Source organism: Streptomyces sp. NPDC059142 (assembly GCF_042755665.1).
Lineage (GTDB): Bacteria > Actinomycetota > Actinomycetes > Streptomycetales > Streptomycetaceae > Streptomyces.
Genome location: NZ_JBHZDA010000164.1, coordinates 1 through 7,970, shown reverse-complemented (window position 1 = coordinate 7,970; position 7,970 = coordinate 1). Strand labels below are relative to the sequence as shown.

Genomic DNA, 7,970 nt, shown 5'->3' with positions numbered 1-7,970 from the left:
GGGCCACCCCCCCCCCCCCCCGGCGGGCCCGGACCGCCCGCGACGGGCCGCCCCCCGCGCGCGCCCCTTCGCGGGGAGAACGCCTGGGGCTGGTTCTTCGTCAGCCCCATGGTGATCGTCCTCAGCCTCTTCCTGGTGCTGCCGATCCTGATGGCGCTGTGGGTGAGCCTGCTGCACTGGGACGGGCAGTCCAACCCGTTCTCCGCCGACGCCGACTTCGTCGGTCTGGACAACTACCGGACGCTGCTCACCCAGGACGGTCTGGACCGTACGCTCTTCGCGACCGCCCTGCGCAACAACGCCTACTTCGTGATGCTGACGGTGCCGCTCCAGACCGGCCTGGCGCTGGTCCTGGCGCTGATCGTCAACCAGAAGATGCTGCGGGCGCGCGGCGCGCTGCGCACCACGTTCTTCTTCCCGTCGGTCACCAGCTCCATCGCCGTCTCCACGGTCTTCCTCTTCCTCTTCCAGGGCAGCGGGGCCGTCAACTCCCTGTTGTCGTGGATCGGGGTCAAGGGGCCGAACTGGTTCGCCGACCCGCGCGGTGTCCTCTCCCTGCTCCTGGGGGCCGTGGGCATCGTCGACCCGGACCACCCGACCGGGGTGCTCGCCGAGCACACCGCCATGGGGCTGTCGTGGTTCGAGTGGCTGTCGGGTCCGTCGGTCGCGATGTCCACGATCATCCTGCTGTCGGTGTGGACCACCTCGGGCACCTTCATGCTGATCTTCCTCGCGGCGCTCCAGGACATCCCGAGGGAGCTGGAGGAGGCCGCGGCGCTCGAAGGCGTGAACCGCCGCCAGCTCCTGCGGTACGTGACGCTCCCCGCGCTGCGTCCCGTGCTCTTCCTGGTCCTCACCCTGGGGCTGATCGCCACCTGGCAGGTCTTCGACCAGGTGTACGTGATGGGCCAGGGCGCCCCGGGCAACACGACGCTGACGCCCGCGTTCCTCTCGTACTCCTCGGGCTTCGACAACGCGGACTTCGGCCAGGGCTCGGCGATCGCGTTCATCCTGCTCGCCCTGATCCTCTGCCTCACCGCCTTCCAGCGCTGGGTGCTGCGCGAGCGCGGCGCCCGTACCAGGGGGAACCGACGTACCAGGAGGAACCGATGACCGCCTCGGGCACGCGTGTGCGCGACCGGGCCCGCCCCGTACTGCCCCGGTTCCCGCTGCCGCTGCGCGTGGTGGGGTACGCCCTGGTGATCGGGATGGGGCTGCTCTACCTGCTGCCGTTCGCGCTCCAGTTGGTGACCGGGTTCAAGACGGACCCGGACGCCGCCGCGCATCCGCTGGCGCTCATGCCGGTGACACCGACGACCGCCGCCTACCAGCGGCTGTTCGGGCTGAGCGAGTCCGCGGACGGGGTGCCGTTCCTGCGCTGGCTCTCCAACTCGACGCTGGTGGCGGTCCTGGTGACGACGGGGCGGGTGCTGTTCAACTCGATGGCGGGGTACGCGCTGGCGCGGCTGCGCTTCCGGGGCCGCTCGCTGCTGTTCGGCTTCGTCCTCGCCGTGATGGCGGTGCCCGGGGTGGCGCTGCTCATCCCGAAGTTCCTGGTGCTCAACACCTTCGGGATCTTCGACACGTACACCGGCATGATTCTGCCGCTGATGGTGGACGCGGCGGGCATCTTCATCATGAAGCAGTTCTTCGAGTCGGTGCCGCGTGAGGTGGAGGAGGCGGCGCGGGTCGACGGGGCTGGGGTGTTCCGCATCTTCTGGTCCGTCGTGCTGCCGATGGCGCGGCCCGCGCTGATCACCCTGACGATCCTGTCGTTCCAGGGGTCGTGGAACGAGTTCACGCACTTCCTGGTCGCCACGCAGTCCGCGCAGTACGAGACACTCACCACCGGTCTGGCGCGCTTCGTCTCGGGCGGGCTCGGCGGCGGTACGCAGTATCCGCTGAAGCTGGCGGCGGCGCTGCTCTCCACCCTGCCGGTGGCCGCGCTGTTCTTCTGCTTCCAGCGGTACTTCGTCAGCGGCGCCAACTCGGGGGCCGTCAAGGAGTAGCGCCGTGGAGGTGTGGCGCCGTCCCGGGCGGGGCGGGGGCGCGTAATCGGCCGATCCGGTGAATCACCACGGTCCCGCCGGTGACGTCCCCCGCCCCGCCCGCGCTCCGCTCGCGATGGTGTCGGGGGGCGCCCGCGTCCGTGCGGGCCCCGACGAGAGGGGGCGTGATGGGAGCGGAGCGCGTCGGCACCCGGCCGTCGGCACCACACACCGGACGGCTGGGGGATCCGTACCGCGGCACCTCGCGCGGTACGGGCGGGGTGCGGGCGCCGGTGGCGTCCGAGGAGGACATCATGGCGCTCCAGACGGCGGCGTCGCTGGAGAATCTGGCGGCCGGCACCTACCGGGCCTTCGCCCGGCTGCCGTTCGTCGCGAACGGCAACAGGACCCTGGCGGAGTTCGTCACCAGGACCGCCCGTCACCACGAGGAGCACGCCAAGGCGTTCAACGAGGCGGTGACCCGGGCCGGCGGCCGGGAGCAGAGCGGTACCGACCCGAAGTACGCGGCCGTGGTCCGCGAGGCGCTGCCGACCCTGCGGACCCCGGGGGACATGGTCGGGCTGGCGATCTCCCTGGAGGACGTCGCCGCGCAGACGTACACGAAGAACATCGGCCAGGTCAGCAGCGAGCCGCTGCGCCGGCTCTTCGGCTCGGTCGCCCCCGTCGAGGCGCAGCACCGCGCGACGCTGCTGGTGGTACGGGCGCTGCTCTCGGCCGGTGACGAACGGCTGATCGCGCGCCCCGCCGACGCGGGGAAGCTTCCGGCGGCGGTCGGCTCGGCCGGCCTCCCCGACGCGTTCCAGTCGACGGCCGACGCGTCGCCCGTCTCGGAAGGCGCGATCCGATGAGTACGGGTACGGGTACGGCGCCCGGCGGCGGGGAGCCGTCCGCCGGCGAGGACCGGCCGGGACCCGCGGACGCCGGACGCCGCCGGTTCCTGCGGGGCGCCGGATGCGCGGGGGCGGCGTTCGCGCTGGCGGGCTGCTCGGGCGGCGGATCCCCCGGCGGCGCGCCGGTCCCTGTCGCGGAGACGGCCGCGTACCCCGGAGATCTGCGGACCGTCGCGCTGGCGGCGGCGCTGGAGAACCAGGCGGTCGACACGTACCGCATGGCCCTGGCGGCGGCCGAGGCCGGCCGGCTGGGCGCCGTACCGCCCGCGGTGTCGGCCTTCCTCACCACGGCGATGGCCCACCACACCGACCACGCGAAGGCGTGGAACGCGGTGCTGGCGGACGCGGACCGGCCCGCGGTCACGGGGGTGCCGCTCTCCGACCGCGAGGAGGTCGCGACCGCGCTGCGCACGGCCCGGAACGTGGACGACGTCGCGGCGCTGGCGCTCCAGTTGGAGAGCCAGGCGGCCCAGACGTATCTCTTCTCGGCCTACAGCGTGCGGACCGACGCGGTGATCGGGACGGCGGCGGCGATCGCGCCCGTGGAGGCGATGCACGCGGCCGTCCTGCACTTCGTGCTGGGGCGCGCCCCGGTGCCGGACGCGTTCCTGCCGGTCCACCGGGCGGCACGGCCGACCCTTCTGACGATGTGAACAGGTCGCGGTGGGACAATGTGCCTGTCACACCGCATCACACCGCACCACATTTCAGCCACTTCAAGCACCTCAAGCACCTCACGCACTTCAAGCACCTCACGCACCTCACGCACCGAGATCGAGGCACCACCTTGCCGTTCGCACCGGCCGCCCGCGCGTCGGCGGCCCCCCTGCTCGCCCTGTCCCTCGCACTCGCGCTCACCGGCTGCGGCCCCACCGGGGACTCCCCGGGCAAGTCCGCGGACAGTTCCCCGGCCGCGAGCACGGGTTCGGCCTCCCAGGTGGAGCAGCCGAAGGCGAACGAGCCCTTCGACTACCAGCTCGGCGGGGCGTACGACCCGCCCGCCGGGGTGCGCACCGTCATCAGGGACCGTACGGCGAAGCCCGCGCCCGGGGCGTACAACATCTGCTACGTCAACGCCTATCAGACCCAGCCGGACGCCGTGGAGTGGTGGGAGGAGAACCATCCGGACCTGCTGCTGCGGGACCCGGACGGCGACACCGTCATCGACGAGGACTGGGACGAGCCGCTGCTGGACGTCTCCACCGCCGACCGGCGCGAGCGGCTGGCGGGCATCGTCGGCGGCTGGATCGACGGCTGCGCGCGGGACGGCTTCGACGCCGTCGAGGCGGACAACCTGGACTCGTATCTGCGTTCGGACTCCCTCCTCGACCGTGAGCAGGCGGTCGCCTTCGCCGATCTGCTGGCGGCGCGCGCCCACCGGGCGGGGCTGGCGATCGGCCAGAAGAACGCGGTGGAGATGAGCGGCTCGCGGGACGAGATCGGCTTCGACTTCGCGGTCGCCGAGGAGTGCGGGCGCTACGACGAGTGCGAGGAGTACGCCGACGCGTACGACGACAAGGTGCTGGTGGTCGAGTACCGGCGGCCCGACTTCACCTCGGCGTGCGAGAAGTGGGGCGACCGTCTGTCGATCGTGCTCCGTGACCTCGACGTCGTACCGGCGGGCGAACCGGGCCACGTCAACGCGCGCTGCTGACAGCCGTAGAGCATTTACCCCCGCCTCCGTACGCCCGTACGGGTGTGGTGCGGCGCGGCCGGGTCAGCGGCGGCGGAGCCACCGGGGCCAGCGAGGGGTCCGGCGGGGGCGGCGCGGGGGGAGGGCCGGGGCCGCCCCGGGGGGCCGGGCGGGGGCGTCCGTGTCGGCCGGGAGGCGCAGACCCTCCTTGTCGTAGCGGGTGGACGCGATCACCTCCACGAGCCGTTCCTCGTCGAAGTCCTCGGAGCCCCGCACATGCGGGACGAAGCCGACGAGCACCCCGTCCTCGACGACCTCGGCCCGCAGTCCCAGCTCCCCGTCGATGTCCCAGACGGCCTCACCGCCGTCGAAGAGGACGACCCGTACGCCGCACTGGTACACACCCAGGTGCGCGAGATGGGCCGGTACGCCCCGGGAGCGCAGCGACGACACGAGACGGCCGGCACGTTCCTCGTCCATCCGATGGCCATCTCCCTGTGCGGCGGTTAGGGGGGATCGGTCCTCAGGGATTCATGGTAGGCCGATTCGCCAGGATCTGGGCGGGCACGCGGTCGCCCGCCCAGCCGCTCACCTCCGGCTCGTCCAGTGAGCGCACCCACAGGTCGACCAGTGCGGCGGTGCGGTCGGCGGGCCACGGGCCGACACCCAGGATGCGCATCCCGGCCCGTTCCGCGGCCTCGATCCCGCAGTGGGAGTCCTCCACCGCGAGCGTGTCGGCCGGATCCGCGCCGCAGAGCCGGGCCGCGGTGAGGTACACGTCCGGGTGCGGCTTGGGTCTGATGCCCAGACCGTCGTCGGGTACGACGACATGCGCGAAGCTGTCGAGCAGTCCTGCGGTGGCGAGCGAGGACTCCACCACCTCTCTGGGGCAGTTGCTGGCGACGGCCAGCGGCGCGAACCTGGCCGTCTGTTCGACGAGCCGGCGCGCACCCGGCATGGTCAGGGGCCGGTCGGCGACCAGGGCGCCGAAGTGCGCGAGCAACCGTTCCGTCAGGTCGTGGCCCAGTTCGGGGCGGCCCGCCTCCTCGGCCATGAGTACGCCGCACTCCGTGTAGTGCAGCCCTTGGGCGCGCTCGGCGAACCCCGGCGCGGGGGAGAGTCCGAACTCGCGCAGGGCGCGGAGGCGCGCGTCCTGCCAGTGGCATTCGGTGTCCATGAGAGTGCCGTCACAGTCGAAGACGATGGCGGCGGGTGTCCAGGAAAGGATGCGTTGAGCTGTCATCCGATTGTTTCCGTTCAGGAGAGCCCTGACAGCGGTAGCGCCTGCCACCGCGTCGATGTGAATACACCGCGGGCGCGAGGGGCACCCGCGGGAAATGCGGGTGCGGTTCCAGGTGGGCGTCGTCACCTACGGCCTCGGAATGGAGGCCGGATCCAGCGACCACCGAAGAACATAACGATCGCTACGCTAGAGAGGGAAACATTGAGCAGTCAAGCGATCGCATTTAGTATCGCTATCTGCTTATTGGTATCCGAGCACCCCGAAAGCCTTCTGCTGACCGTCCTGGAAAAAGCGGAAAACGCAGGTCGCGTGGTGCGGAACGCAGAGCACGCGGGCAGGCGGCGCGTATTCGATGAAGCGCGCCGTTTTCAGCCGACCGGCGGTAGGGCGCAGCAGCCTGCCCCGGGTCACAAAGGCCGCCGCCTGACGCGCGGCCTCCAGAACGATCATGCCCGGCAGATGGTCGGTCGCGTGGTCGAAGAAGTACGGATGCCTCATGTCCGCGGGTTCCACCAGGAGGGTGGCGCCGTCCGTGCCGATCACGACGTCGTGCGCGCCGCTCACCCCGACTCCCCCCGGCTCGGGGCGGATCCGGTCGGCGGGTCCGGCGGGCGCGGTGGCCTGTGTACGGCCCTCCCGTACGGCGGCGTACTGCTCGGGGCGGAAGAACCGGGCGCCGCCGCCGGCACGCGCGAAGTGGGCCCCGTCGGCGAGGTAGTCGACGTCGAGCCGGAGGCCGGTGACCGCGCCGTCGGCGTCGTACCGCACCGCGCTGACGGCTACCCGGCAGGTGACGCCGGTGGCGCCGGAGACCAGTCGCGGTTCGCTGGCCGGGTCGGTCTCGAAGAACAGGTCGGTGATGACCAGGTTCGCGGACGGCGGGATCCCGAAGTACCGCAGGGGGATGTAGATACCGAGCTGGCGCAGGGTCTCGACGATCATCAGCGGACTGTGCAGTTCGCCGCCCCCGCGCGGGAAGGTCGGATGGGAGCGCGGCCAGGAGGCCGCGGCCTCGAATCCGCCGCCCCTGGCCCGCCGGACGTCGGTGAGCAGCACCTCGGCGACGGAGGCGCGGTGCACCAGCTCACGGGCGACGGTGCGCGACCAGGAGAGCGGTCTGTCGTACCCGTCGATATCCACCGATGTGTTCATGCGACCAGAACATCGTAATTCTGATGCCGACGCACCCGCTCCCGCCCCGGGGGAGCCCCGCCGGAGGCCTCCGGTAAAGGCGCTAGATTGCCTACCGTCAGGTGACGGAACGGCAATTCGGGGTACACATGCAGGTACGGGCGGAGCAGGTACGGGCGAAAACGACGCGGAGGTTTCTGCTGGAGGCCGCGGCACGCCTGTTCGATGAACGAGGTTATGTCGGAACAAGCATTAGTGATATCAGCACACAATCAGGCCGTACCAGTGGGGCAATTTATTTTCATTACGCCAGCAAGGAGAATCTCGCGCTCGCCATCGTGCAGGAGCATTTCGCCGCCTGGCCCGAACTGATCGGCCGCTACCGGTCGGCGGAATTCCCCGCACTGGAGCGACTGGTCGCACTCAGTTTCGATGTGGCCAGGGCGTTCCGTGACGATGTGGTGATCCGCGCCGGCTCCCGGCTCTGGGCGGAGCGCAGCGCGATCGATGTCACGCTGCCGCGCCCGTTCGTGGGCTGGCTGGAGACCGTCACCGGACTGCTCGAAGAGGCGCGCGAGGAGGGGGCGCTCGCCGAGGGGATCGCCCCGGACATGGCCGCGCACGGACTGGTCTGCGCGTTCTTCGGGCTGCACACCGTCTCGGACGCGCTGGAGGGGCGCCGCCAGATCGAGGAGGGGCTGCACGATCTGTGGCTGCTGCTCCTGACGGCGCTCCAGCCGGAGTGCGACGCGCGGGCGCTGATCGGCCGGGCGCGCGAACAGAGTGAGCGCAAGCGCCCGGCCGAGGCTCCGGTCGCCGTCATGGAGGAGACCCCGGGGAAGCATCCGGGGAAGACCAAGGCGGCGCCCCCGGGGACGACCCCGCGGAAGAGGAAGCCCGCGGCGAAGAGCGAGGGGCGGCGCGCCGCCCTGGCCGCCGTCCCACCAGGTCACCGGAGGGAAGGCGCCGGATAGTTAGCCGAGGAATCAGTTCATGCAGAAAACCAGAGCGCACGGGGCACGACCCAAAACAGGCCCCACGAAAGAAAGGCTAGGTTGGTGTGA

Annotated in this window: 9 protein-coding genes; 6 read left to right on the top strand and 3 right to left on the bottom strand. The window is 71.1% G+C overall.

Annotated features, from left to right (window positions below; all coding sequences use genetic code 11):
- The 5 genes from ACFXPK_RS31800 to ACFXPK_RS31780 all read left to right on the top strand — a co-directional run.
- A partial coding sequence (locus ACFXPK_RS31800) for a carbohydrate ABC transporter permease (protein ID WP_385080624.1) occupies window positions 1-1,113 on the top strand: 1,113 nt, incomplete at its 5' end.
- Entirely contained in the window at window positions 1,110-2,009 is a 900-nt protein-coding gene (locus tag ACFXPK_RS31795; protein ID WP_385007985.1) for a carbohydrate ABC transporter permease, read from the top strand. The genes ACFXPK_RS31800 and ACFXPK_RS31795, both read left to right, overlap by 4 nt.
- Window positions 2,010-2,176: 167 nt before the next feature.
- On the top strand, window positions 2,177-2,857 hold the full coding sequence (locus ACFXPK_RS31790; RefSeq protein ID WP_385080623.1) for a ferritin-like domain-containing protein: 681 nt from the start codon (window positions 2,177-2,179) through the stop codon (window positions 2,855-2,857).
- Window positions 2,854-3,552: a ferritin-like domain-containing protein gene (locus tag ACFXPK_RS31785; protein WP_385080621.1), complete on the top strand. Its 699-nt coding sequence runs from the start codon at window positions 2,854-2,856 to the stop codon at window positions 3,550-3,552. The genes ACFXPK_RS31790 and ACFXPK_RS31785 overlap by 4 nt, the downstream gene beginning before the upstream one ends.
- Window positions 3,553-3,686: 134 nt before the next feature.
- Window positions 3,687-4,553, top strand: a complete 867-nt coding sequence (locus ACFXPK_RS31780; RefSeq protein WP_385007121.1) for an endo alpha-1,4 polygalactosaminidase — start codon at window positions 3,687-3,689, stop codon at window positions 4,551-4,553.
- Window positions 4,554-4,616: 63 nt separating this feature from the next.
- Here ACFXPK_RS31780 and ACFXPK_RS31775 read toward each other — a convergent pair whose 3' ends face one another.
- The 3 genes from ACFXPK_RS31775 to ACFXPK_RS31765 form a co-directional block, all read right to left on the bottom strand.
- Window positions 4,617-5,012 carry a hypothetical protein gene (locus tag ACFXPK_RS31775; RefSeq protein ID WP_385080619.1) on the bottom strand — a complete coding sequence of 132 codons (396 nt, stop codon included), beginning with the start codon at window positions 5,010-5,012 and terminating at the stop codon, window positions 4,617-4,619.
- Window positions 5,013-5,055: 43 nt separating this feature from the next.
- A complete protein-coding gene (locus tag ACFXPK_RS31770) occupies window positions 5,056-5,775 on the bottom strand; it encodes an HAD family hydrolase (protein ID WP_385080617.1) in 720 nt (239 codons plus the stop codon).
- Window positions 5,776-6,015: 240 nt separating this feature from the next.
- Window positions 6,016-6,927, bottom strand: coding sequence for a ScbA/BarX family gamma-butyrolactone biosynthesis protein (locus tag ACFXPK_RS31765; RefSeq protein WP_385007128.1), 912 nt, complete (start codon window positions 6,925-6,927; stop codon window positions 6,016-6,018).
- Between the two features lie 128 nt (window positions 6,928-7,055).
- On the opposite strand from ACFXPK_RS31765, the gene ACFXPK_RS31760 reads away from it, so the two are divergent.
- A complete protein-coding gene (locus ACFXPK_RS31760) occupies window positions 7,056-7,880 on the top strand; it encodes a ScbR family autoregulator-binding transcription factor (protein ID WP_385080626.1) in 825 nt (274 codons plus the stop codon).
- Window positions 7,881-7,970 lie beyond the last annotated feature (90 nt).